Source organism: Parafrankia discariae, from assembly GCF_000373365.1.
GTDB classification, from domain to species: domain Bacteria; phylum Actinomycetota; class Actinomycetes; order Frankiales; family Frankiaceae; genus Parafrankia; species Parafrankia discariae.
The window spans coordinates 18749-41481 of sequence record NZ_KB891224.1; the positions used below are offsets into that span (position 1 = coordinate 18749).

The following is a 22733-nucleotide window of genomic DNA, read 5'->3' on the forward strand; positions in this document are numbered from 1 at the left end:
GTCCGATGGCCACGCAGGCGGAGGCGATCTCAGTCGGGTTCGTCGCCGGGGGCGACCTGAAACGGGCCGCCGCCCTGGAGGAACTGCCGATCGACTCGCTGTGGACGGGCGGGCACGTCGCCTCCCGGAACCCGTCGGGTGAGGCCATGATGGGCCTGGCCCGCCTGTCAGCGGTCACCGAGCGGGTGCGCGTCGGGACGTCGATCCTGCTCCTGCCGCTGTATCCGCCGGCGATCGTGGCCAAGCAGGTCGCCGACCTCGACCGGGCCACCGGCGGGCGGCTCGTCCTCGGCGTCGGCATCGGCGGCGAGTACCCGCAGGAGTTCAGCGCCTGCCAGGTCCCGGTCCGGGAGCGCGGTCGGCGCACCGACGAGGCGATCGGCCTGCTCCGGCGGCTCTGGACGGCCCGGACGATCTCCCACGACGGCCCGTTCTACCCGATGGAGGACGTCCGGATCCACCCGGCGCCGGCCCGGCCCGGCGGCCCGCCCATCGTCGTCGCCGGCAGGAAGGAGCCGGCGATGCGCCGCGCCGCCCTGCTCGGTGACGGCTGGATGCCCTACCTCTACTCACCGCGCCGCTACGCCGCCTCGGCACGGACCATCCGCCAGGCCGCGGCCGAAGCCGGACGTGATCTGAGCGGATTCGAGTGGTACGCGTTCGTGTTCGTCAACGTCGACCCGGACGGCGACCGGGCCCGCGAGGCGGCCGCGCGCACGATGGGGGGCAACTACAACCAGGACTTCCGGGCCATGGTCGACAGCGTGGCGGCGGCCGGGACGGCGCGGGAGGTCACGGCCAGGCTCCGCGACTTCGTCGACGCCGGCGCCCGGCACTTCATCTTCATGCCCGCACCCGGCACTGGTGCCGGTGCCGGTGCCGGTGCCGGTGCCGCCGACCGCATCGTCCGCCGCCTGCTCGACGAGGTGATCCCCGCGCTGCGCGAACACGTCTCCCAGCGGGGTGACGCCCCAGCGGCGGGATGAGCGCCGCCAGGTCAGCCGCCGGCCGTCACCCGGGCCGGCGGGTGGTCAGGACCGCGCGGATCATCGGGATCTGCAGCGGCATCCGCGCCCACGCGACAGCGGCCAGCGCGACGTCACCCGGCCGGCCTCCGCCACGCCGGGCCCGGGCCGTGGCGTCCAGGCCATCTGCAGGTTTCCCGGCCAGACTCCGACCAGGAGGGCCGCGCTCGCCCGGCCCGCCCAGGAAGCCTTCGTCAGCAACCCGGCCGCGCAGGCCAGCTCCGCGACGCCGCTGGCATAGACGACCTCGCGGGGCCGTGGGATCGCCCGCGGCACCAGCGGCTCGAAGAGCGACGGCCGCGCCAGGTGCGTCATTCCGCTGAGCAGGAACGCCCCCGTGACAAACCGCGGGCTCGGTCGGACGAACTGCTGACGCGTCACCGGCGTATCGAACCACCAGGACGCCGCCGCCGCCATCAGCGACAGCCGTACCGGGCATGCTGCGCACTCCCACCGACCCCCGCCCGCGGGACCAACGACGGGAACGGCCGAGATGAACGTCCCGATGCGGCCGACGGAATTAGGCAGAAAATAAACGCATTGGATGATCCGTCCACGACGGAACACAACTGGCAGGCAGGCGTCACGATGGCTGTTCTGATTGTCACCGAATCAGTCTTCGGCAACACCCTCACTGTTGCCTGCGCCGTCGCCACGGGTATCGCCCAGGCCGTCGGTGAGGATTCCGTCGCCGTCGTCGGTCCCGCGGACGCACCGGCCCAGCTCCCTGCCGACCTGGGGCTTCTCGTCGTCGGCGCGCCCACCCATGGATTCTCGATGCCAAGGCCGCAGTCCCGGCGCCAGGTCGCCGAGAAGGAGGCCGCGCCCATCACCGAGACGGACAGCGGCGTCCGGGAGTGGATTCAGCGGGCCGTGCCCCGGCCGGACCTGCCCGCGGTGTCGTTCGACACCTCGACGAAGGTCCGGTTCCAGCCGGGAACAGCGTCGAACGCAATCTTCAGGGCGTTGCGGAGGCGCGGTTTCCGCAACGCCGAGAAGGGACCGAGCTTCCACGTCACCGGAACCGAGGGGCCGCTCGCCGACGGCGAGACGGATCGTGCCGAGATGTGGGGCGCGCGGCTCGGAGCAGCCCTCAGCACGCGAACGATGTAGCCGTCGTCCGACCGCAGTGCGGCGCGGTGTGCCTGGACGGTCTGGCAGGAATGCCCGCGGCAGCGGCACGTGGTTCTTGTGGGGCGTGCTGACCGCGTTGAGAACAGACCATCTCCTGGGGAGTCCGTGGCAAGGCCTCAGCTGGCTCCCCGGAATTTCCGACCCGACCTTCTCGCCGCCGCGATGGACGGTCCGCGCCCTGCGCGGGTCGATGAGGTACCTGTCACCCGCTGGCGCACGAAGGCCGACGCCGGCTCCGTTTCAGCCGGCGCACCCTGAGGTTCCCGTAAGGAAGGTCAGCCGGGACCGCCACCCCCACCGGCGCCGGCGAAGCGGCCACCGGGGCCACCGCCGGTGCCCCCCGCGCCGAACGAGCCGCCGCCGGTGCCACCGCCGAAAAGCCCGCCGTTGTCGGCGGAACCGCTCGAACCGCTCGAGGGCAGGTCGGCGTTGATGTCCGCGAGGACGACCTGGTCGCCGGATTCGAGTCCCGAGGTCACCTCGATGCGCTCGGAGCCCACGGCGCCGGTCTCCACCCGGACGGCCGTCGCCCTCCCGTCCCGGAGCACGGTCACCGTGGCCAGCTGGCCGACCCGGTGCACGGCGGACGTCGGCACGGTCAGCACGTCCTTGACCTCCTTCACCGTGATCGACACAGTGGCTCCGGTGCCGTCGAAGAGCCGGGTGCTCGTCGACTTCAGGACGATCCTGACGGGATAGGTCGTGGTCGAGCCGGTGGTGCTGTTCAGCGCGCCGATCGACGAGACGGTGCCGGTCAGTGGCTCCTTGACGCCGTCCACGAGGACCGTCGCCGGGTTCGACACCTTGACGGTGTCGACGGCGGACAGCGGGACGGTGGTGGTGATCTGCCGGTCACCGGCCCCGAGCACCGTGATGGTGCCGCTCGTCGAGAACGCGCCCACGGTGGTGCCGGCGACGAGCGAGATGGCGGCCACCGTCCCGCTGACCGGGCTCGTGAGCGTGGCCCCGTTCAGGTTCTGCTGGGCCACGGCGACCTGGGCGACGGCGGCGTCGATGGCGGCCTGGTCCGCGGCGAGCTGCTCGGCGGTGGCGGGCTGGGCCACGCGGGTCGTCGCCCCGCCGCCCGAGCCGCCGGACACACCACCGCTTGAACCGCCGGCAACACCGCCACCGGAACCGCCCGAAACACCCAGGCCGCTGGAGCCGCTGGAGCCGCCACGGTCCGTGCCCGCGGACGAGCCGTTGCCAGCCGCGTCGCCCGAACCACCCGAACCGGGCCCGGTCGGCGTGGCGGCCGGAGTCGACGGGCTGCCGGACCCGTCCGACGAGCCTTCGCGCGACGTGCCGTGGGCCGCCTGCGGGGTGCCGGTCGCGGTCGGCCGCGGAGAGGGCGCGGTCGTTCCGCCGGCACTGGGGCTGGGGCTGGGGCTGGGGCTGGCGCCGGCGCCGGCGCCGGCGCCGGCGCCGGCGCTGGGCGTCCCGCCGGGCCGCGGGCCGGTCGACGGAGCGACCGGGGCACCTGTCGCCGGGGTCCCGGCACCACGCAGGGCGGCGACCGCCGTGTCGAGGTTGACCTTCGCCGAGGCCAGCCGGGACACCAGGGTCGCCAGGTTCGACTCCCCCGACGCGCCGGAACCGGTGCTGAACCGGGTGACGAGACCACTGATCGCGTTCTGGCACCGCGTGACGTCGATGGTGCCGACCAGCCCGGCCGGCCGGATCGTCACGGTGTACTGGGTGCCGGTGTCCAGACCGCTGAAGGTGTACGGGCCGGTCCGGGTCGCGATCACCACTCCGTTCCTGCTCAGGGTCACCGTGTCCTGGGCCCCGACCGTGCCGCTGATCGTCCCGGCCCGGCCGGAGGAGTCGGTGGGGGTTGGCGTGGCCAGGTAGGAGATGGGCTCGGGCGGCGAGCCGGCGGTCACCGCGCAGCCCCCGCCCTGGGCCGTCAGCGAACCCAGATCGGCGCCGAGGTCGGTCAGGACGCCGTCGAGCGCCGACTGGGCGGCGACGACGTCCTGCTGGGCCGTGGTGACCGCGGTGCCCAGCGCGCCCGGCTTCGCGGATCCGGCGGCGGAGGTGCTGGTGACCGGGATGACGGCGACACCCGCGGACCCGCTCACGGCGGGCACTGACGGGGCGTTCGCGAGCAGGCTGACCGTGAGACCCGAGGAGCCCCCCGCTCTTGACGTCGTGGACGCCAGCGCCGCGGTGGTCCCCTGCCCGCCGCCGGTGGACGTCTGGCCGGACGCGTCGTCGGCCAGGGCGAGCCGTGCGTTCGCCAGGTTCTGGTTCGCCGTGTCGAGTGCGCCGCGCAGCACGGTCGGGTCCAGGTTCGCCAGGACCTGCCCGGCGCTGACCTGGTCCCCGATCTGCACCGGCACTCCGGTCACCGTTCCGCCGACCGGGAAGGACAGCGTCGCCGTGTTGACGGTGCTCAGCGTCCCGACCGAGGTCAGTGTCTGGGTGACCGACGAGGTGGTCGCAGCGGCGAGCCGGTAGGACGGACCGTCGTCGGCGGTGACCGCGACGCCCGTGCCGACACCCGTCCCGACGAGCACCACGGCCGCGACCGCGCCGACGGCGGCCTTGCGTGGCCTTCGCGGCCGGCGCCGTGCCGGCCGCGAACCGTCGCCGGCCCGCGGGGTCGTGTCAACCGCCTGTGCCGTACCGGCCCCCGGCGTCGCGTCAGCCATTCGCGGTGCCTGTTCCGCCGGATCCGCTGCCGCCCGAGCCGGAGCCCCGGCCGCCGAAGCCGGTGGCGCAGGCGCCGTTCGTCGCCGCGCTCAGCGCGATCCGGGTGGCCGTGACGGTGCCGGTCTCGTCGGTGGTGCCGTTCGCGACCGCGCACTTCCCGGCGGCCAGCGCGGCGGACGTCGCCGCGGCCGACTGGGTGTACCTGGTGTCCGCGCCGACGAGCACCGTGTAGGTGACAGCCTGGTCAGTGCCGAAGCTGGTCCCCGCGACGGTGATCGTGGAGCCGGACACCGAGGTCACCTTGCCGCTCGCGCGACCACCGAACCCGCCGCCGCCGAAAGCGCCCTGCCTGCCCTGGCCGTTCTGACCGCCCTGGCCGTTCTGACCGCCGGAACCGTTCTGGCCGTCCGGGGCGCCGCTGGGGCGGGGCTGCGGCTGGCCGCTCTGCTGGGGCTGACCGGTGGGCCGGGCCCCGGCGTTCGGTCCGGCGCAGGAACCGTCGGCCGGTTGACTGATCACCACCGTCGTCGCGGTGAAGGAGGTGGGCATGGCGGTGGGCCGTGCCGAGGCCGGCGCGCCGGAGGCCTGGCCGCCGGCCGGCGCGCCCGACGGCTGGGCGCCGCCCGCCGGCACGTCCGCCGCGGTGACGCACACGCCTTCCCTGACGTCGCTCAGCGCCGCGGAGGTGGTCTCGGTGAACGTCGTGGTGTCGCCGTACTTCACCGCGACCTGGCCGGACTGTTGGCTCTGCACCTGGATGGTGCCGGAGTCGACCTCCGCGATGAGCCCGGACGCCGCGGCCCCGCCCGCTCCCGCCCCGCCGCCCTGGCCGGGGGTGGCACCGCCCTGGCCCGCCGGCGCGGCCGACGTCCCGGAGGAACCACCGCAGCCGCCCAGCACGGCTATCAGCACGGCGGCGGAGGCGGCCGCGACGGCCGCGGAACGCCGCGCCGGACGGCCGCCGATCGGCGGCACGGAAAGCGGAACCTGGCCAGTCATGGTGTCCGTCCTCGTCATGGAAGCTGGTCGCTGCGTCATGGGCGCTGTTCGCCGCGGGGCTAGTCGCTGCGGAGCGCGTCGATGGGAGCCAGCCGGGCGGCCCGGCTGGCGGGGTACACACCGAAGGCGACACCGATCGCGACCGCGACGGCCAGCGAGCCGAGCACGGCCCACCAGACGATCGCCACCGGGTTGTCGATGAACCGGGGCAGCGCCAGGGCGCCGCTGATGCCGAGCAGTGCGCCGATCGCTCCTCCGGCGAGGCTGAGCAGCGACGCCTCGATGAGGAACTGCCGCCGGATCGCCGCGGGCGGCGCGCCCAGCGCCTTGCGCAGCCCGATCTCACGGGTGCGCTCGGTCACCGAGACGAGCATGATGTTCATGACACCGATCCCGCCCACCAGCAGGGACAGCGCCGCGATGCCGGCCAGCAGGGCGGTCAGCGTCCGGCTGACGGACGTCGCCGTGTCCAGCAGGGACTCCTGGCTGGTGATCGTGAAGTCCGCGCTGGCCGAGTTCGTGCCGCCGTGCTGGTTCAGCAGCAGGCTCGTCGCCTCCTGGTAGGCCGCCGACAGGGTGGCCGACGACCGTCCCCTGATGTAGATCGACGAGACCGAGGTGCGCGTCGTCCCGCCGAACAGGCGGCTCGCCCCGGTGGACATCGGGACGATCGCCTGGTCGTCGAGGTTGCTCGAACTGTCCGAACCGGCCGAGTCGAGCACTCCGACGACCGTGAACGGGATGTTGTTGATCGTCACGCTCTGGCCGACCGGGCTGCGCCGGCCGAACAGCTCGGTGGCCGTGTCCGCGGCCAGCACGGTGACCGCCGCGGACTGGGCGTCGTCCGTCGTGGTGAGGAAACGGCCCGCGTCGAGGGAGCGGTTGCGGACGGACAGCCAGGCCGGGGTGGTGCCGACCACGGTCGTCGTCCAGTTCGTCGAACCGTTCAGCACCGCCATCGAGCTCTGCTTGACCGGGGCCACCCCGTCGATGTCGGGCGCGGAGGTCTTCGAGGCCAACGCGGTCGCGTCGGCGACGGTGAGCGTCGAGGCGGAGCCGAACCCGCCGCGCACACCGGTGGAGCTGGTCGAACTACCCGGCGAGACGATCAGCAGGTTGCTGCCCAGGGAGCTGATCTGCGATCCGACCTTGTCCTGGGCGCCCACGCCGAGGCCCACCGTGAGTACCACGGCGGCGATTCCGATCAGGATGCCGAGCACCGTCAGGCCGGAACGCAGCCGATGGGTGCGGATCGCGTCCAGTCCGGTGCGGAACGTCTCGAGCCAGCCCATCAGCGGGTCCCCGCCTCAGCCGCTCCGGCCGCCGCGCGGGCCGGGCGGGCCGCGGTGGCTGCCGAGGCCGGGTCGCCCGCCGTGTCGGACTCGATCAGTCCGTCCCGGATCCGCACGACCCGGCGGGCCCGGTCGGCCACCTCCTGCTCGTGAGTGATCAGGACGATCGTCCGGCCCTGCTCGTGCAGTTCGTCGAAGAGGTTGAGCACATCTCTGGTCGCCGTCGAGTCCAGGTTGCCGGTGGGCTCGTCGGCGAGGATGAGGGACGGGTCGCCGACCAGCGCCCGGGCGACCGCGACCCGCTGCTGCTGGCCGCCGGAGAGCTCCCCCGGGCGGTGCTCGATCCGGTCCGCGAGACCGACCCGGTCGAGCGCGGCGACGGCCCGGCGCCGGCGCGACTCCCGGCGCTCACCGCGGTAGACGAGCGGAAGCTCGACGTTGCGCCACGCGGACAGCGACGGCAGCAGGTTGAACTGCTGGAACACGAATCCGATCCGACGGTTGCGGATCTCGGCCAGCTCGGCCTCGGTCATCGTGCCCACGTCCTCACCGGAGAGCCGGTAGGTCCCCGCGGTGAGCACGTCGAGGCAGCCGATGATGTGCATCAACGTCGACTTCCCCGAGCCGGACGGCCCGACGATGGCGACGTACTCGCCTTCGGCGATGCGGGCCGAGACGCCGCGCAGCGCGGCGACGTCCAGCGTTCCGGCGCGGTAGGACTTGCCCACCTGGTCCAGCTCGATGACCGGAGCGACCGCCCGGGCACCGGGTTCGCCGGCCATGTCAGTTACCACCGGTGCCGGTGAACCGGCCGCCGCCCTGGAACCCGCCGCCACCGGCCGGGAACCCGCCACCGCCGGAACCGGCGCCGCCGTAGCCCTGGCCACCGGTCCTGGCGCCCGTGCCCCCGGCGGACCCACCCGGACCGGCCGCGCCGCCCGGCACCTCGACGAGCGCCTGGTCGCCTTCGGACAGACCGGAGACGATCTGGGTGGAGCCGCCGCCGGAGATTCCGGTCGTCACCGTCCGGGTGGTCGTCGTCGTGCCCGACACGACCCGGACGACGGACTTCCCGTCCTGCTGGCTGATGGCCGCCGCCGGGAGGACCAGGACGTCACCGAGCTGCTTGTAGATCAGCGTCGCGGTCGCGGTGTCGCCGGCGTGCAGCCCGCTGGGACTGCCGGTCACCTTGATCACCACCGGGAAGGTCGCCGTCTGCCCGGAACCGGAGGCGATCAGGCCGACCGAGGACACCGTCCCGTAGATCGTGCCGCCGGTGCCGGCCGTACCGGCGGCCCCGTTGGCCCCGGCGGCCCCGCCGGAGCCGTTGGTGCCGCCCGAGCCGTTGGTGCCGCCGGTGCCGCCACCGGTGCCGGTCGAGGTGCCCGAGCCCGGAACGATCGTCGCCTGGTTGCCCTTCGCGATCAGGCCGACGCTGTTGGAGTCGACGCTCGCGTTGACGATCCACGAATCAGTACTGATGACCGTGATCTGCCCACCCGACGACGAGGTGGACGACGTCTCTCCCGAGCCGCCGGACGCCCCGGCCGCGGAACCCGTCCCCCCGGCCGAGACGCCGGACCCGCCGCCGGAGGACCCGGAGCCGCCCGCGCCGGACGATGATCCGGACACCTGCTGGCCCACCACGAGCGAGACGCTCACCACGACTCCGTTGACCGGCGACGTCATGGTCGCCCCGGCCAGCGCCGTCTGCGCCGCGGTGACCCCGTCCGTCGCGGTCGTGACCGACGCCTGGTCGGCGGCGAGCTGCTCGCTGGACACCCCCGCCGTCTGGTCGGCGGCCAGCTTCGCCTGGCTGTTGGCCAACGTCAGCCTGGCCTGGGCGAGGCTCGCCGTCAGCGACGCCGAGTCGATGGTCGCGAGCTGCTGCCCGGTGGTCACCGGGTCGCCCTCGTGCACCAGGACGCCGGTGACCTTGCCCGAAGCCGGGAAGGTCAGGTCAGCCTGAGTGGCCGGCGCGATCGTGCCGCTGGTGGAGATGGACTGCCGGATCGTCCCGATCTGCGCGGTCACGGTCCGGGAGCTCACGGTCGCCGCCGCGTCCGAGGAGCCACCGCGGCCGACCAGGTAGATCGTGATCCCCGCGATGACGGCCACCACCACGATCACGACGACCAGCGCGACCAGTGGCCGACGACGCGCGGTCAGCCGGCCCGCGGACGTCATGGCCGGGCACCTTCGGCCGGTGTCTGATTCTGCACGGTCACGAGCCTTTCGGGGGCACCTGTGCCCAACCCGTGCGGAATCTATGTGTGGGCTATGAATCACCAGACCGATTGTCTACCGCATGGATTTCCATTGATCTGCTCACGCGTATCCGGATGATTCTCGGCCGTTTGGTGTGTCCGCGCGAACGCGGTTGTCGCGCGCAGGCAACGGGTATGCCTCGTCCGCAGTCAGGCCGAGGCTTCCCCGACGGCTCGTATTCAATGCACCGAAGGGAGCAGAGATGGCGCGCCGAAGGATTTCGGGATTTCCGCTGCTGATTGCCGCCACCGCGGTGGGCTCGGTTCTGTTCGCGGTTCCCGCGCAGGCTGTTCCGCCTCGCCACCATGTCACCGGTGCCGCGTACGGGTGCTTCTGGCGTCATGTGGATGGCCACTGGGTCTGGGAGAACGGACAGCGACACTGGGTTCCCCCGCGCTCCATCCGGGTCTGCGGGTAAGGGAGGCCGCCCGGCCCGGCACCGGCGGTGCCGGCCCGGGCGATGTTCGCTCCGAACGTGACCTGCGGCTACTCGTTGCGCCAGAACTTGTCTTCGCCTGATGTCATCCTATGATGACATCAGGCGAAGACCAGACTGGGGGCACGACGTGCGCGCGAAGCGAGGCATCATCCAACCGAGGACGGCCGCCGACGAGATCTCGGGCGGGGTCGAGATCTCGGGCGGGGCCGGGGGCGGCGCCGAGGTCGGGGGCGGTCCTGGGGGGTCGCACCCGCGCCCGAGTCTGTTGCTGGGCGTGCTCGTCTACTGCGGGCTCGTGATCGCCGTCATCGGAACGCTGGGCACACCGCTGATCCCGACGATCGCGGCCGCCCAGCACGTCTCGCTGGGCAACGCCCAGTGGCTGCTCACCCTCACCCTGCTGATCGGAGCCGCGTCCACTCCGCTGATCGGGCGCCTCGGCGACGGGCCGCACCGGCGGACCGTGCTGCTCGCCGGCCTGGGCGCGGTCGCGGTCGGCTCGGTCCTCTCCGCCACCGCGGACGGCTTCGCGCAGCTGCTGGTCGGGCGCGGCCTGATGGGTGTCGGAATGGGCCTGATGCCGCTCGCGCTGGCGCTGGCCCGTGACCTGCTGCCCCCGCACAAGATGGCTCCGGGGGTCGCCGCGCTGTCCATCACGGTCGCGACCGGTGCCGGCCTGGGCTACCCGCTGAGCGGGCTGCTGGCGGACACATTCGACTACCACGCCGGATTCTGGGTGGCCGCCGCGCTGGCTGCGGCCGCGATGGCGGCCGTGCTCGTGGTCGTCCCGGGTCGGGCGAGCGCGCGCACCGCCCGCGGGCGGATCGACCTGCGGGGCGCGGTGCTGTTCGCCGCTGCGCTGACCCCGGTGCTGGTCGCGCTGAGTGAGGGCGAGTCGTGGGGCTGGCTGTCCCCGGCGGTCCTCGCGCTACTGGTGGGTGGAGTCGGCTGCGGGGTCGCCTGGGCCCTGGTCGAGCTGCGGACGGACAACCCGCTGATCGAGTTGAACTACCTGACGGCGCGGCCGGTGCTCATCGCCGACGTGTGCGCGGCGCTGGCCGGCTTCGGCATGTTCAACGCGATGACGTTGATCAACCGGCTGGCGCAGGCGCCGACCTCGACCGGCTACGGCTTCGGCGCCTCACCGGCGGTGCTCGGCCTGGTGATCCTGCCCCTGTCGGTCGGGACGGTGCTGGCCAGCCGGTGGTCACGCTGGCTGGGCCCGCGCACCGGCGGTGGCCGGGGCCTGCTGCTGTCCGGCCTGCTCGCGCTGGCCCTCGCCCTGTTCGGCCTGGCCGTCAGCCACGACTATCTCGTCGAGCTGGGCGCGGCCACCTTCCTGTTCGGGGTGGGTATCGGGCTGGCCTTCGCCGCGATGCCCGCCCTGATCATCGGAGCCGTCCCGCCGCACGAGACGGGCAGCGCGACCAGCTTCAACCAGGTGCTGCGCACCGCCGGCGGCTCGGTGGGCAGCGCGCTCGGCGCGGCGCTGCTCGCCGCCCACACCCCTGTCGGCTCGATCGAACCGACCGGCAGCGGGTACACGACGGCGTTCCTGGTGGCCGGCGGGATCTGCGCGCTGGCCGCGCTCACCGCGCTGGCCCTGCCCGGCACCCCGGCCGCGACGATCCGCCCGATGGGGGCGGCGCGCCGGGCGGAACTGGCGACACTGGAGGAGGAATCGGCGGGCTCGACCGCCGCGGGACTCGTCATGGCGGAGGATGTCCGGTCATGAACACCACTCGGCGGCGCGACGCCGCGCGCAGCCGCCAGGCGCTGCTCGCCGCGGCGGCCGACCTGTTCGCCGAGCGCGGCTACGCGGGGACGGCGATCCGGTCGGTCGGCGACCGGGCCGGCGTCGACCCGGCGCTCATCGCGCGCTACTTCGGCGGCAAGGAGGGCCTCTACCGGGCCGTTCTGGCCGCTGATCCGCTCATCGAGCAGGCCGCTCCGAGCGACGGCGCCCTTCCGGCCACGCCGCACCCGCCGGAACCGCCCGCATCCGGAACCCACGGAATCGGTACTGACGGAACCGGCGCCGGCTGGGCCGCCGGAACCGGCACGGCCACCGGAACCGGCACGGCCACCGGTGCGGGGACGACCGCCGTTCCTTCGGAGGAGGTGACGGCGAGCCCGCTGGCGACGGTGCGCGGGATGGTGGACCGGGCGTTCGACAAGTGGACGTCGACCGGCGTGAGCGCCGCCGCCCAGAACGTCTTCCGCCGGGAGGTCGACGGCGCCGCGCGCCAGGCGACCCGCGAGCGGCTCGACACCGTGCTCGGGCCGCTGCGCGAGACCACCGACAGCCCCGACCCGCAGCTGGCCGCCGAGCTGGCTGTCGCCCTGCTGTTCGGGGTCGGCGTCGCCCGGGACGCCGGGACGCTGACCCGGCTGTCCGCGGTGTCGGCCGACGAGCTGCGCGAGGCCGTGACCGCGGCCCTCGCCGCCGTGCTGGGCCTCGCGGACCGCCAGTAAACCCACCCGGCCCGGCGGCCGGGTCGACGATGAGCGGGGCCAGCGCGGACAGGCCGACGGCACGCGATGGAGGCCATCGGCGTCTTCCATTTTATGGAAAAGTTATTCCGCGATATGAACAGTGCCCGGGGACTGTTGTCCACGCGCCCCGCCGAGCCTCGCCCAGCCCCCGCCCAGCTCAGCCCCGCAGGTCCCCGGCCAGCCGGGACGCCGCCGCCCGCAGCAGCCCAACCGCGCGCTCGACCAGCTCGTCGGTCATCCGTGCCGTCGGCCCGGACACCGAGACCGCCACGCCCGGCGCGCTCGCCGGGTCCAGGGCTATGGCCACGCAGCGCACACCGATCTCCTGCTCCTGCTCGTCGAGCGCGAAGCCCCGCTCGCGGATCCGGCGCAGCTCGGCGCGCAGCGCGGTCTCGGTACCCACGGTGTGCGGTGTGTACCGGGGCAGCCCGCGGCCGCGGGCGAGCCCGAGCGCCTCGTCGTCGTCCAGCTGCGCGAGCAGTGCCTTGCCCACACCGGTCGAGTGCAGGTCGACCCGCCGCCCGACCTCGGTGAACATACGCATCGCGTACCGCGACGGCGCCTGGGCGACGTACTCGGCCTGGGCGCCGGAGAGCACGGCCAGATTGGCCGTCTCGCCCAGTTCGGCGACCAGGTCGCGCAGGACGCCGGCCGCGTTGGCGCCGACCATCGCGTTCGCCTGGGTGCCCAGCGGCACGAGCCGGAAGCCGAGCGCGTAGCTGCGGTCGGGCAGCTGGCGCAGGTAGCCGCGCCCGACCATCGTGCGCAGCAGCCGGTGCACGGTCGGTGTCGGCAGCTGCGCGCGCGCCGCGACCTCGGCCATGGGGAGCCGGCCGCCGGCCGCAGCGAGGATCTCGAGCAGGTCCAGCGCGCGGTGCACCGACTGCACCCCGGGCACGGCCGCGGCCTGTGTCGGGGCGGTCTCTTCTGGCGCGGCCTGCGTTGACACCGTGCGACATCCCTCAGTAGCGTCTCGAACTAGCGGAGAAACTATTTCACCATACGAAATTCGGGATGGGCTAGTGAACTCGGGATGGGCCAGTGCCTGACTACATCGACGTCGTCGGACTGCGCGTCGCCAGCGAGCTGCACCAGTTCGTCGCCGACGAGGCCCTGCCCGGGTCGGGTGTCGACCAGGCAGCGTTCTGGGCGGGCGCCGCGGAGATCATCAACGAGCTGACCCCACGCAACCGGGAGCTGCTCGCGCGGCGGGACGAGCTCCAGCGGGCCGTGGACGACCACCACCGGCGCGCGCCCGGCCGGCCCGAGCGCGGTGACTACGCCGGGTTCCTGACCTCCATCGGCTACCTGGTCGACGAGCCCGCGCCGTTCACCATCGGCACCGACGGCGTGGACGACGAGCTCGCGACCCTGGCCGGCCCGCAGCTGGTCGTGCCGCTGCTCAACGCCCGGTACGCGGTCAACGCCGCCAACGCCCGGTGGGGCTCCCTCTATGACGCCCTCTACGGCAGCGACGTCATCGACGAGGCGGGCGGCCGGGAGCGCGGCGGCGGCTACAACCCGGTCCGCGGCGCGGCGGTCATCGCCCGGGTCCGCGAGATTCTCGACCGGAGCTTCCCGCTGGCCGGCGGCTCGCACGCGGACGCGACCCGATACGCGGTCGACGCCGACGGGCTCGTCGTCACCGTCGACGGGGCCGGCGTCCGGCTGGCCGACCCCACGCAGTTCGTCGGCTTCCGCGGTGCGGGCGGCGAGAGCGGTGCGGCCGGCGAGAGCGGTGCGGCCGGTGCGGGCGGCGAGCCGGCGGCCGTCCTGCTGACCCGGCACGGGCTGCATGTCGAGATCCAGGTCGACCGGAGCCACCCGGTCGGGGCGGGCGACCGCGCCGGCGTCAGCGACGTCGTCGTCGAGGCCGCACTCACCACGATCATGGACCTGGAGGACTCGGTCGCGGCCGTCGACGCCGCGGACAAGGTGCTCGGCTACCGCAACTGGCTACAGCTGATGCGGCGCCGGCTCACCGCCGAGGTGGACAAGGGCGGCCGCTCGTTCACCCGGACCCTCGCCGCCGACCGCGAGTACACGACCACCGGCGGCGGCACCGTCACCCTGCCGGGCCGCTCGGTGCTGCTCATCCGCCAGGTCGGGCTGCTGATGACCACCGACGCGGTGCTCGACGGCGACGGCCGGCCGGTGCCCGAGGGCATCCTCGACGCGCTGGTCACCGGCCTGGGCAGCGTGCACGACCTGCGCGGCGACACCGCCGGCGGCAACTCCCGCACCGGCTCGGCGTACGTGGTCAAGCCCAAGCTGCACGGCCCGGACGAGGTCGCGTTCACCGTCGAGCTGATGGCCCGGGTCGAGCGCCTGCTCCAGCTCCCGCCGGCGACGATCAAGCTCGGCATCATGGACGAGGAGCGCCGTACCTCGGTCAACCTCAGGCGCTGTGTGTACGAGGCCCGGGACCGCGTCGTCTTCATCAACACCGGGTTCCTGGACCGGACCGGCGACGAGATCCACACCTCGATGCTGGCCGGGCCGATGGTCCGCAAGGCCGCCATGCGCGACGAGACCTGGATCCGCGCCTACGAGGACAACAACGTCGATGTCGGTCTCGCTCTCGGCTTCCCCGGGCGGGCCCAGATCGGCAAGGGCATGTGGGCCGCGCCGGACAATCTCGCCGACATGACGGCGCAGAAGATCGGGCATCCGCTGGCCGGCGCGTCCTGCGCCTGGGTGCCGTCGCCGACCGCCGCGGCGCTGCACGCGCTGCACTACCACGAGGTCTCGGTGGCGGACCGGCAGCGCGAGCTGGCCCGACGCCGTCCGGTTGACCGGCTGGAGCTGCTCGCCGTCCCGCTCGCCGAGTCGGCGGACGGCTGGTCGCCCGAGGAGATCGCCGCCGAGGTCGACAACAACGTCCAGGGCGTGCTCGGCTACGTCGTGCGCTGGGTCGAGCTCGGCATCGGCTGTTCGAAGGTGCCCGACCTGGCCGGCACCCCGTTGATGGAGGACCGCGCCACCTGCCGCATCTCCTCCCAGCACGTCGCCAACTGGCTGCGGCACGGCGTCGTCACCCGCGAGCAGGTAGAGGAGTCGCTGCGCCGGATGGCGGCGCTCGTCGACGCGCAGAACACCGGCGAGCCGGGGTACCGGCCGATGGCCCCGGCCTTCGAGGAGCTCGCCTTCGCCGCGGCGCGGGCGCTGCTGTTCGAGGGCGTCGACCAGCCGAACGGCTACACCGAACCCCTGTTGCACGAGCACCGGCGCGCCCAGAAGAAGCGCGACCAGGAGAAGAAGGAGATGGTCCGCTCATGACGGCGCTGCCGCTGGACGTGGCCCGACGGATCGTCGCCGCGGCCCGGGCCGCGGGCCGCGAGCACGGCCTCGGACCGCTCACCGTGGTCGTGCTGGACGCCGGTGGCCATGTCGTCGCCGTCGAGCGCGAGGACGGCGCGTCGACGAAGCGGTTCGAGATCGCCTTCGGCAAGGCGCACGGCGCGGTGGCCCTCGGCCTCGGCAGTCGGGCACTCATGGCACGCGCCGAACAGCAGCCGTACTTCATCGCGGCCGCGACGTCCGCGATCGGCGGTGCCCTGGTGCCGGTGCCCGGCGGGGTGCTCGTGCGTTCCGCCACCGGGGAGCTGGTGGGCGCGGTCGGCGTCTCCGGCGACACGTCGGACAACGACGAGCTGGCCGCCGTCGCCGGCATCGAGGCGGTCGGCCTCAGCCCGCAGACCGGCTGAGGTCCGCCCGGTCAGTCATCTCCCAGTCCGGCCTGCGCATGATGGGGGTCGCCGGTGGTGTGTGGCAGGTCGACGAGGCTGAGCACGTGGTGGGCGGTGCTACCGGCGGGGGCGTACAGCCGCAGCGGATAGTGCCGCCTCTCGCTTCGCGGGTCGGTGCGGTACAGCTCGGCGACCGCGGCGCTGGCGAGGTGGGTGACCGCGGTGAGGTCGACGATCAGCTCGTGGGTGCCGCCGAGGGTGAGCCGGTCGAGCTCCACCCCCAGCTCCCCGGCGTTGCTCGCGTCCAGCGGGCCGTGGATCGCGATCCGGCTGCTGGGCGCGTTCGGCTGATCGAGAATGAGCATCAGCTCGGGTTCGTCCTGCGCGGCGCGGGTGACATCATGGCCGATCCGCTCGGCGGTGAGCAGCCGGGCCGAGCGTGACAACCGACGGTGGATCGTCACTGTCGTGCCACGGTCACCGCGTTCGACATCGAGGTGGTCGGTGAAGGAAGCGGCCATGGCCAGCCCAAAGCCGTGATCGCGGCGATACTCGGCGTCGCCGGGCCGGGCCCGTTCGCACCATCGGCCGTTGTCCGCGACAGTGACCCGTGCCTCGCCGTCGTCGCGCAGCTCGGCGCTGACGGTGACAGTGCCCTCGGCCGTGGCGGGCCGGCCATGTTCGCACGCGTTGGTCACCAGCTCCACGACCGCATGCGTGAGTGCGACCCGGTCCGCCTCACCTGCCTCCTGGATCTCCACCCAGGCCTCCAACGCGGCGCGCATGATATTGATCATCGAGGTCGTCGCCGGCCCGCCCAGTCTCAGCGGTGGCGCTGGATTGTGGCGCTGCGCGGCGAGCAGGGTGATGTCGTCGGTGTGGCCGGTCGGACGGAGCAGCAGCTCCAAGGTCTGCATGCAGGCCCGGTCGACGAGGGACAGGCCGGCGACGTCGAGGTCGAGGCCGCGGCCGGCGACCGCGTCGCTCAGGACCTGGGACAGTTCGGCGGTGGCCGCGGCCGGGGTGCGCCCGGGCCGTTCGATGATGCCGTCGCTGTAAAGCAGCAGCACCTCGTCCGGTTCGAGCCGGTCACGCAGCACCGCGTAGGACGCTCCCGTGCCCAACGGCCCCTGCCCGGACTCGGGAAGAAACCGCGCGGTGTCCGAGCCGGCGATCAGCGGCGGTGGATGACCGGCTGAGCAGCAGATCAGGGTGCCGTCGGCCGGATCGAGCAGAACAACGCACACCGTCGCGGCACGAGCGCCGGGAATCCGCCGAGCCAGCCGATCGGCCGCGGCGACCGCGGCCAGGATGTCGCCGGTGTCCTCGAGTCGGTCCTGCAGCACCGACCGCAGCTGGCCCATCGTGGCCGAGGCCGCCACACCGTGTCCGACCACGTCCCCGACCACCAGCGCGACCCGGCCACCGGACACCGGGACAGCGTCGAACCAGTCGCCACCGGCCGCGTCGTCGGCGTCGGCCAGCAGATAACTCGCCGCGATCCGCACCGACGGAAGCACCGGAAGACCCGCGGGCAGCAGCTGCCGCTGCAACGCGGTGATCACACCACGAGCCTGTTCGTAACGCTGGACCGCCTCGGCTGCGTCCCGCCGCATCCGCTGGTCCTCCAGGGTCCGCTCGGTCGAGTCCACCCCGTGGAAGTTCAGGCCGACCACCGTGCCGTCCGGGCCGAGCCGAGGCGACATGGTGAAGTCGACGAAGATCTCGGTGAGGTGACCCGATTCCGGCTCCAGCTCGAGCTGCAGGCGCCAGCTCCGCGCCACCTGCGGGAGACCGGTCTGGTACACCCAGTCGCACATCTCGGAAATCCGCTGACCGACTATCTCGGGGAACACCTCAACCAACGGCACGCCCACGAACGCGTCCCGGTTCATCGATGTGCGATAGGCCGCATTCGTCGCGACCACCCGATGCTCCGGCCCGTCCAGACCCACCAGCATGACCGACATCGAATCGAAGACCTCCCGCACCACCTCAGGCTTACCCACCAGTATGTCGAGCCGATTATTCTCATTAAGCGTCAAGAAAATCCTCTACCTTAGCCCAGGCACGCCAGAAAGGTCACGCACCGCCAATCATCCCGCAACCCGTCCGCCATTGGGCGGGACATCAGCACGCTTGGAGTCGCGATGGCGTGTGCCCCGCGCGGCCCATTCGGATCTTTGGGTTCGGAATGGGACCAACAGGTCCTCAGAGATCCACGAACTGCAGGTGAACCGCCATCTTGGCCGCCGTATCAGCGAGGACGAGGGCCGGCTCGCGACCGCCGAGGTCCGGCGGGACGGCGATGACGATGCGCGGGTGGTTCCTACTGATCTCCGCCAGCTGCGACTGAAGCCAGTTCAGCTCCACCGCCGTGTGGGCGATGTGCACCGCGCCCACGCTTCCGTCAGCAAGAAGGACCATTCCATGCGGCACGTAGTCACCAGACGACACCGCGTCGGCGTTGTCGAGTCGCCACTGACGCTCACTCACCCACCCGCGCATCGGCCCGGCGCCCAGCGCAGCCTCTTCGATGCGGAGCCGCACGCGACTCGCGAGCGCCCAGTGCACGGCAAGGGCGGATGTCTGAGCCCTCACGTCGGCACCGCCACCATGTTCGGTCATGAGAAGCATGCCGGTGGCGGTGAGGCGCACAAGCCGACCCTGACGGGCAAGCATCGCTTCCGCCTGGACCACGCCCGCCTTCTCCCACCGCCGCACCACCGAGCGGGCCGCATTGATCGATATCGGCAGCTCCGGGCTAAGAAGAACGGGAATGTCTACTTCAAATATTGCCCCCATATCAAAGATCCACTCAATTGCACGAAGGTCACGTTTATTGAGGCGTATGTACCCGAAATCTGATCTTCTGTGCGAGAGTGTGCCGCCCACACCCTTCCTTTCGCCAGGGCCTGATCCGCGGGACACTCGGCCACTTTTGACTTCCTGCACCCCACAACGAAGTGACATGCACTATCTCCCACCGCGTGAGCCACGGGTACGCCATGGAACGAACGGTAGCGACCATGCGACAGGCCCCGAAAACGAAGCCTGCGACGGTGGTGCGGGCGCATCACTTCTTGTCGGCACGCACGACGCGCGGCCTACGGGTAGACCGTCACGCGGATCGCGTCGTCGGCACCACCGAAACGGCCGCCGGCCCGAGGGCGACGCCCCGCGTACGGGTACCGGAGAGCCGAGACGATACAGGATAATTCTAATACTACTTCGTCTTCGTTTTAAGATTTTATGCCCGTAGTTGGGAACTCCCCTGCTCACACTTCGGCATACCGTGCGAGAATGCGCATCGGCGGCTCGCCGCTCGGTAGACACGCCGGAGCACCGAGGTGGCCCAATCAGGCTCGGTCCGAAGGGAATCGCTCATGCCGGACAGGGGCAGCCCCGACAGAAGGGGTAGCCGCGGCGCGACGGGCACCGACAGCCAGGGGCAGGTATCGCGCATCAGCAAGCTCTTCACCCGGGAGGCCGACGAGCACGCGGCCTACCTCGCCTCCCGCTACGACGACCACCAGCGCCGGCTACGGCCCCATACCCAGGGCTCCGAGTTCTTCGCCGAGGTCGCCGAGCTGGACGGGTTGACGTACGCGCGCACTTCCTACACGAAGGCGACGGTGGAGACGATCTGTCCGGCGATGCCGATGATCTTCGTCGGCCACCTGCACGCTGGCCGTTACCACCTCCGGTGGAGGGGCGGCGAGATGTCGATGGTCGGCAAGGGCGTCATGCTGTTCCCACCCGGCGGCTTCACGCACCTCAACGACTGCACCGACAACAGCGTGGTCACCGTGCGCCTGGACGTGGTGTTAAGGGTGGCCGAGGAGAGCAGCGGGCTGAATCGCGACCAGGTGCGCTTCACCGGTGTGACACCGATCTCGGAGAACGCCAGGCGACAGTGGCTGGCGACCGCCGCCTACGCCCGGCACGCCGGGCGATGATCTTCATCGACGCTCACGCCGGCGATCCGATCACGATCAGCGACATCGCCGCCGAGGCCGGGGTCGTCCCACGCATCCTGCAGTACGCGTTCCGCCGCCATCGCGGCACCACTCCGATGGCGTACCTGCGCGGGGTGCGGCTGGCTCGCGCCCGTGAGCAGCTACTGGCCGCCGAGCCGGGCGACGGCACCACCGTCGCCGCGGTGGCGGCCCGTTGGGGGTTCCCCCACCCGCACCGCTTCGCCGCCGTCTACCACCAGGCGTTCGGCCAACCCCCGAGTCAGGAGCTGAAGCAGTGAAACCGCCCGCCGGGACGAGTGCCGGGCCGGCCATCCCCACCGGCGCCGTCCGGCCGGACACACCAGAGGTGGAGTTCGCCACCACCGACCCCGACCGTGCCGAGCGTTATCTGACAGATCTCTACGGCACCGACATCAAAATCAGCAGGTATGACGCCGACTACCATTTCCGGCACAGTTGGCTCGGCCAGGGGCCCTTGCACATCGCCACCATGCACCACCTCGCGACCAGCGAGTACCGGCTGCAGCCCCTCGCCGATCTCGGTATCAGCCGGATACACCGCGGAGTCCGCACCGTCTTCGATCCGGACGACCGCTACGTCACCGGCGACCTGATCCTGCTCGCCCAACCGGGTGAGCCCCACCACTCACGTAGCACGAACGTGACGGCCGCGGCGGCGCTCGTCCCCATGCGGGCCGCCGCCGACGCCGCCCGCAACGGCCCCGACGACCCGCTGCCTCCCCTGCGGTTCGCCTCCCTGGGACCCGCCCGCCCGGCCGACGCCCGCACCTGGCTGCAGGCCTTCGACTACGTCGCCGACAGTTTGCGCGCCAATCCGCAGACCATGGCCCAGCCGCTGCTGGCCGGCGCGGCCAGCCGGCTGCTGGCCGCCGCCCTGCTGACCGCGTTCCCCAACAGCTGGACCCGGGCCCCCGGCCCGCAGCGCCACGACCGTACCGACGCCACCCCCACCACCCTGTCCCGCGCCGTCGTGTTCATCGACGCCAACGCCGACCTGGACATCAGCGCCGTCGACATCGCCCGCGCCGCCCACGTCACCGTCCGCGCGCTCCAACTCGCCTTCCGCCGCCACCTCGACACCACACCCATGGCCCACCTGCGCGCCGTCCGCCTCGACCACGCCCACAAACAACTGCGCGCAGCCAGCCCCGGCGACGGCACCACCATCACCGACGTCGCCGCCCGCTGGGGCTACGCCAACCCCAGCCGTTTCACCGCCCGTTACCGACAGGTCTACGGACACACCCCCAGCCACACCCTCCGCAGCTGAACCCGCCGTTCCGAGGTGAACCTCGAGGTACACAAACGCTATGCCGCCCCGCGGCACTCGCTCCACCACAGCATCAAGGTGATCAATCAAATGACCGTTTTCCAGGTAACCAGCCATGCGGCTCCGCGTAGTTGTCAGCCCGGGATTCGCACCGCGTAGACCTGTTCATGATCCGCGGGCGTCCACATCCAGCCAGCTCCCAGCCCCGAGCCCAGCGTCTGGGCCGCGTTCACCTGGTAGGGCTCTTCGGGGTTGGTCATCCCCCAACGTTGTGCGATCGTGTGCGCGGCGTCGCGGGCGGCGGAGACGGCCTCCCGTTCTTCCGCATACACTCCGATAATCATCAGTGCAGGATCTTCTATTATGCCGCATTCAATGCAGCCCACCTTACAGACGATCCAGCTGACTCTTTCACTCACCGGACTCCCTTTCCGCGGCGCCCGCCGGCACTGGTCACGACAAGATTTCCGGAACAGTTCGCAGCGGCCTCGGCAAAGTGCTCAGCCAGCACCATGAGCCGACTCTAGCAAGGAATCCGATCCGACCGGGGGCGACCGCCCTTTCCCCGTCCGCGGTACCACCCCATGGGCCCACCCGATCGAAGGACCGTGCCGACCAGAACTCGGCGCAAGGAAATCGCGCCAGCAGACCGGGAAAAAATCAGGACAGTCGGCGGCCTGATTACCTGAAAATTACCTTCCGGAAAATTACTTTCAAGACATCCCGACGAGATCCTGAGCCGCGCAGAGCCACGCCGCCCGGTCCCCCAAGGTCACCCGGTCGGCCACCGCCGGTGGGCAGGGGCCGGTCCCGGCCACCGAGAAGGCGTCGCGCAAGGCCGGTCCCGCCATCGGCGACATGGACGCCGTCGAGGTCGACGAGGCGTTCTCGCCGGTGCCCCTGACCTGACAGGCCGAGTTCCCCATCCTGGACGAGCGGTCATCCGCGGTGGGACAGTACTCCGAACGCGTCCTCGACCGCCCGCATCCGGAGGTCCTCGAGCTCGTCGGCCTGCTGCCGGGCCCGGTCGAGCAGGTGATCGAGCAGTTGCGGGCTGAGCCCGTTGTCACCCGCCGCGACGGCCCCCAACGAGTGCCACAGCCGCGACTTGCCGTTCACCCCGAGCCACAGCGACTCCAGCTCGACCACGGAGCTCAACGGCGACCGCCGCAGCAGCCGGTTGTTCAGCTTGAGCCGGCCCACCTTCTCCGCGAGCCGCCCGAGCGCCCTCTTGAGGCGCCGCCGCGGAACTCCCAGATCTTTCATGATCTGTATCAGCGCCGCCCGATCCCGCTCTATCTCGACGGCCGCGTGCGCGAGCGCGGGACCCGAGGGAGTGCCCTGCTGTACCCGCGCGATACGGGACGCGAGAGCGACCCCCGCCTCGGCGCCAGTCAGATGATCATTGAGATAGGTGGCGAGCAGACCCGGGTCCGGTTCGTTGCTCAGGTCTCCCATGTTC

The 22733-nt window shown here is 71.9% G+C and carries 20 protein-coding genes; 9 read left to right on the forward strand and 11 right to left on the reverse strand.

Going from position 1 to position 22733, the window contains the following annotated elements; genetic code table 11:
* Positions 1-5 precede the first annotated feature (5 nt).
* Entirely contained in the window at positions 6-986 is a 981-nt protein-coding gene (locus tag B056_RS0119710) for an LLM class flavin-dependent oxidoreductase (protein WP_018503581.1), read from the forward strand.
* A 60-nt stretch (positions 987-1046) separates the two neighbouring features.
* Here the strand turns inward: B056_RS0119710 and B056_RS37225 are convergent, their stop codons facing one another.
* Entirely contained in the window at positions 1047-1406 is a 360-nt protein-coding gene (locus B056_RS37225) for a hypothetical protein (protein WP_230203080.1), read from the reverse strand.
* Positions 1407-1613: 207 nt separating this feature from the next.
* Between B056_RS37225 and B056_RS0119720 the strand changes: the two genes are divergently transcribed.
* Positions 1614-2138: a flavodoxin family protein gene (locus B056_RS0119720; RefSeq protein ID WP_020572595.1), complete on the forward strand. Its 525-nt coding sequence runs from the start codon at positions 1614-1616 to the stop codon at positions 2136-2138.
* Between the two features lie 296 nt (positions 2139-2434).
* Here the strand turns inward: B056_RS0119720 and B056_RS0119725 are convergent, their stop codons facing one another.
* Genes B056_RS0119725 through B056_RS0119745 form a run of 5 tightly spaced genes read right to left on the reverse strand, consistent with a single transcriptional unit; the run spans position 2435 to position 9295 of the window.
* Positions 2435-4816: an HlyD family efflux transporter periplasmic adaptor subunit gene (locus B056_RS0119725; protein WP_018503583.1), complete on the reverse strand. Its 2382-nt coding sequence runs from the start codon at positions 4814-4816 to the stop codon at positions 2435-2437.
* Complete coding sequence (locus tag B056_RS0119730) at positions 4809-5816, reverse strand: DUF5666 domain-containing protein (RefSeq protein ID WP_018503584.1); 1008 nt, start codon at positions 5814-5816, stop codon at positions 4809-4811. The genes B056_RS0119725 and B056_RS0119730 overlap by 8 nt, the downstream gene beginning before the upstream one ends.
* A gap of 59 nt (positions 5817-5875) precedes the next feature.
* Positions 5876-7108, reverse strand: coding sequence for an ABC transporter permease (locus B056_RS0119735; protein WP_018503585.1), 1233 nt, complete (start codon positions 7106-7108; stop codon positions 5876-5878).
* Positions 7108-7890: an ABC transporter ATP-binding protein gene (locus B056_RS0119740; RefSeq protein ID WP_076784732.1), complete on the reverse strand. Its 783-nt coding sequence runs from the start codon at positions 7888-7890 to the stop codon at positions 7108-7110. Before B056_RS0119740 ends, B056_RS0119735 begins: the two co-directional genes overlap by 1 nt.
* Before the next feature lies 1 nt (position 7891).
* Entirely contained in the window at positions 7892-9295 is a 1404-nt protein-coding gene (locus B056_RS0119745) for an efflux RND transporter periplasmic adaptor subunit (protein ID WP_018503587.1), read from the reverse strand.
* A 647-nt stretch (positions 9296-9942) separates the two neighbouring features.
* Here B056_RS0119745 and B056_RS0119750 point away from each other — a divergent pair.
* Together B056_RS0119750 and B056_RS0119755 are read left to right on the forward strand one after the other, a co-directional pair.
* Positions 9943-11550, forward strand: a complete 1608-nt coding sequence (locus tag B056_RS0119750; protein WP_018503588.1) for an MFS transporter — start codon at positions 9943-9945, stop codon at positions 11548-11550.
* The gene (locus B056_RS0119755; protein ID WP_018503589.1) at positions 11547-12290 is read left to right on the forward strand and encodes a helix-turn-helix domain-containing protein; all 744 of its coding nucleotides are present in this window, start codon (positions 11547-11549) and stop codon (positions 12288-12290) included. The genes B056_RS0119750 and B056_RS0119755 overlap by 4 nt, the downstream gene beginning before the upstream one ends.
* Positions 12291-12468: 178 nt before the next feature.
* Here B056_RS0119755 and B056_RS0119760 read toward each other — a convergent pair whose 3' ends face one another.
* A complete protein-coding gene (locus tag B056_RS0119760) occupies positions 12469-13260 on the reverse strand; it encodes an IclR family transcriptional regulator (RefSeq protein WP_195905930.1) in 792 nt (263 codons plus the stop codon).
* 92 nt (positions 13261-13352) lie between these two features.
* On the opposite strand from B056_RS0119760, the gene B056_RS0119765 reads away from it, so the two are divergent.
* Together B056_RS0119765 and B056_RS0119770 are read left to right on the forward strand one after the other, a co-directional pair.
* Entirely contained in the window at positions 13353-15590 is a 2238-nt protein-coding gene (locus B056_RS0119765; RefSeq protein WP_018503591.1) for a malate synthase G, read from the forward strand.
* Complete coding sequence (locus tag B056_RS0119770; protein WP_018503592.1) at positions 15587-16018, forward strand: GlcG/HbpS family heme-binding protein; 432 nt, start codon at positions 15587-15589, stop codon at positions 16016-16018. Before B056_RS0119765 ends, B056_RS0119770 begins: the two co-directional genes overlap by 4 nt.
* Positions 16019-16029: 11 nt before the next feature.
* Here B056_RS0119770 and B056_RS0119775 read toward each other — a convergent pair whose 3' ends face one another.
* Positions 16030-18009, reverse strand: coding sequence for a SpoIIE family protein phosphatase (locus B056_RS0119775; protein WP_230203081.1), 1980 nt, complete (start codon positions 18007-18009; stop codon positions 16030-16032).
* A 202-nt stretch (positions 18010-18211) separates the two neighbouring features.
* Positions 18212-18895 carry a hypothetical protein gene (locus tag B056_RS37230; protein ID WP_063826643.1) on the reverse strand — a complete coding sequence of 228 codons (684 nt, stop codon included), beginning with the start codon at positions 18893-18895 and terminating at the stop codon, positions 18212-18214.
* A gap of 491 nt (positions 18896-19386) precedes the next feature.
* On the opposite strand from B056_RS37230, the gene B056_RS39555 reads away from it, so the two are divergent.
* The 3 genes from B056_RS39555 to B056_RS0119795 are packed head-to-tail and all read left to right on the forward strand — an operon-like array spanning position 19387 to position 21271.
* Positions 19387-19959: a hypothetical protein gene (locus B056_RS39555; RefSeq protein WP_018503595.1), complete on the forward strand. Its 573-nt coding sequence runs from the start codon at positions 19387-19389 to the stop codon at positions 19957-19959.
* Positions 19956-20258 carry a helix-turn-helix transcriptional regulator gene (locus tag B056_RS37235; RefSeq protein ID WP_018503596.1) on the forward strand — a complete coding sequence of 101 codons (303 nt, stop codon included), beginning with the start codon at positions 19956-19958 and terminating at the stop codon, positions 20256-20258. The genes B056_RS39555 and B056_RS37235 overlap by 4 nt, the downstream gene beginning before the upstream one ends.
* Positions 20255-21271, forward strand: a complete 1017-nt coding sequence (locus B056_RS0119795; RefSeq protein WP_018503597.1) for a helix-turn-helix domain-containing protein — start codon at positions 20255-20257, stop codon at positions 21269-21271. Before B056_RS37235 ends, B056_RS0119795 begins: the two co-directional genes overlap by 4 nt.
* Positions 21272-21405: 134 nt before the next feature.
* Here B056_RS0119795 and B056_RS0119800 read toward each other — a convergent pair whose 3' ends face one another.
* Both B056_RS0119800 and B056_RS0119810 read right to left on the reverse strand, forming a co-directional pair.
* Complete coding sequence (locus tag B056_RS0119800; protein ID WP_026239905.1) at positions 21406-21690, reverse strand: hypothetical protein; 285 nt, start codon at positions 21688-21690, stop codon at positions 21406-21408.
* Positions 21691-22210: 520 nt separating this feature from the next.
* Positions 22211-22729: a hypothetical protein gene (locus B056_RS0119810; protein ID WP_018503600.1), complete on the reverse strand. Its 519-nt coding sequence runs from the start codon at positions 22727-22729 to the stop codon at positions 22211-22213.
* Between the last annotated feature and the right edge of the window lie 4 nt (positions 22730-22733).

What these genes read in the sequence shown, in the direction of transcription:
- B056_RS0119730 (WP_018503584.1), bottom strand. Translation starts at nt 5,816, where the DNA reads ATGACTGGCCAGGTTCCGCTTTCCGTGCCGCCGATCGGCGGCCGTCCG.
- B056_RS0119725 (WP_018503583.1), bottom strand. Translation starts at nt 4,816, where the DNA reads ATGGCTGACGCGACGCCGGGGGCCGGTACGGCACAGGCGGTTGACACG.
- B056_RS0119745 (WP_018503587.1), bottom strand. Translation starts at nt 9,295, where the DNA reads ATGACGTCCGCGGGCCGGCTGACCGCGCGTCGTCGGCCACTGGTCGCG.
- B056_RS0119710 (WP_018503581.1), top strand. Translation starts at nt 6, where the DNA reads ATGGCCACGCAGGCGGAGGCGATCTCAGTCGGGTTCGTCGCCGGGGGC.
- B056_RS0119740 (WP_076784732.1), bottom strand. Translation starts at nt 7,890, where the DNA reads ATGGCCGGCGAACCCGGTGCCCGGGCGGTCGCTCCGGTCATCGAGCTG.
- B056_RS0119755 (WP_018503589.1), top strand. Translation starts at nt 11,547, where the DNA reads ATGAACACCACTCGGCGGCGCGACGCCGCGCGCAGCCGCCAGGCGCTG.
- B056_RS39555 (WP_018503595.1), top strand. Translation starts at nt 19,387, where the DNA reads ATGCCGGACAGGGGCAGCCCCGACAGAAGGGGTAGCCGCGGCGCGACG.
- B056_RS37235 (WP_018503596.1), top strand. Translation starts at nt 19,956, where the DNA reads ATGATCTTCATCGACGCTCACGCCGGCGATCCGATCACGATCAGCGAC.
- B056_RS0119770 (WP_018503592.1), top strand. Translation starts at nt 15,587, where the DNA reads ATGACGGCGCTGCCGCTGGACGTGGCCCGACGGATCGTCGCCGCGGCC.
- B056_RS0119720 (WP_020572595.1), top strand. Translation starts at nt 1,614, where the DNA reads ATGGCTGTTCTGATTGTCACCGAATCAGTCTTCGGCAACACCCTCACT.
- B056_RS0119810 (WP_018503600.1), bottom strand. Translation starts at nt 22,729, where the DNA reads ATGGGAGACCTGAGCAACGAACCGGACCCGGGTCTGCTCGCCACCTAT.
- B056_RS0119735 (WP_018503585.1), bottom strand. Translation starts at nt 7,108, where the DNA reads ATGGGCTGGCTCGAGACGTTCCGCACCGGACTGGACGCGATCCGCACC.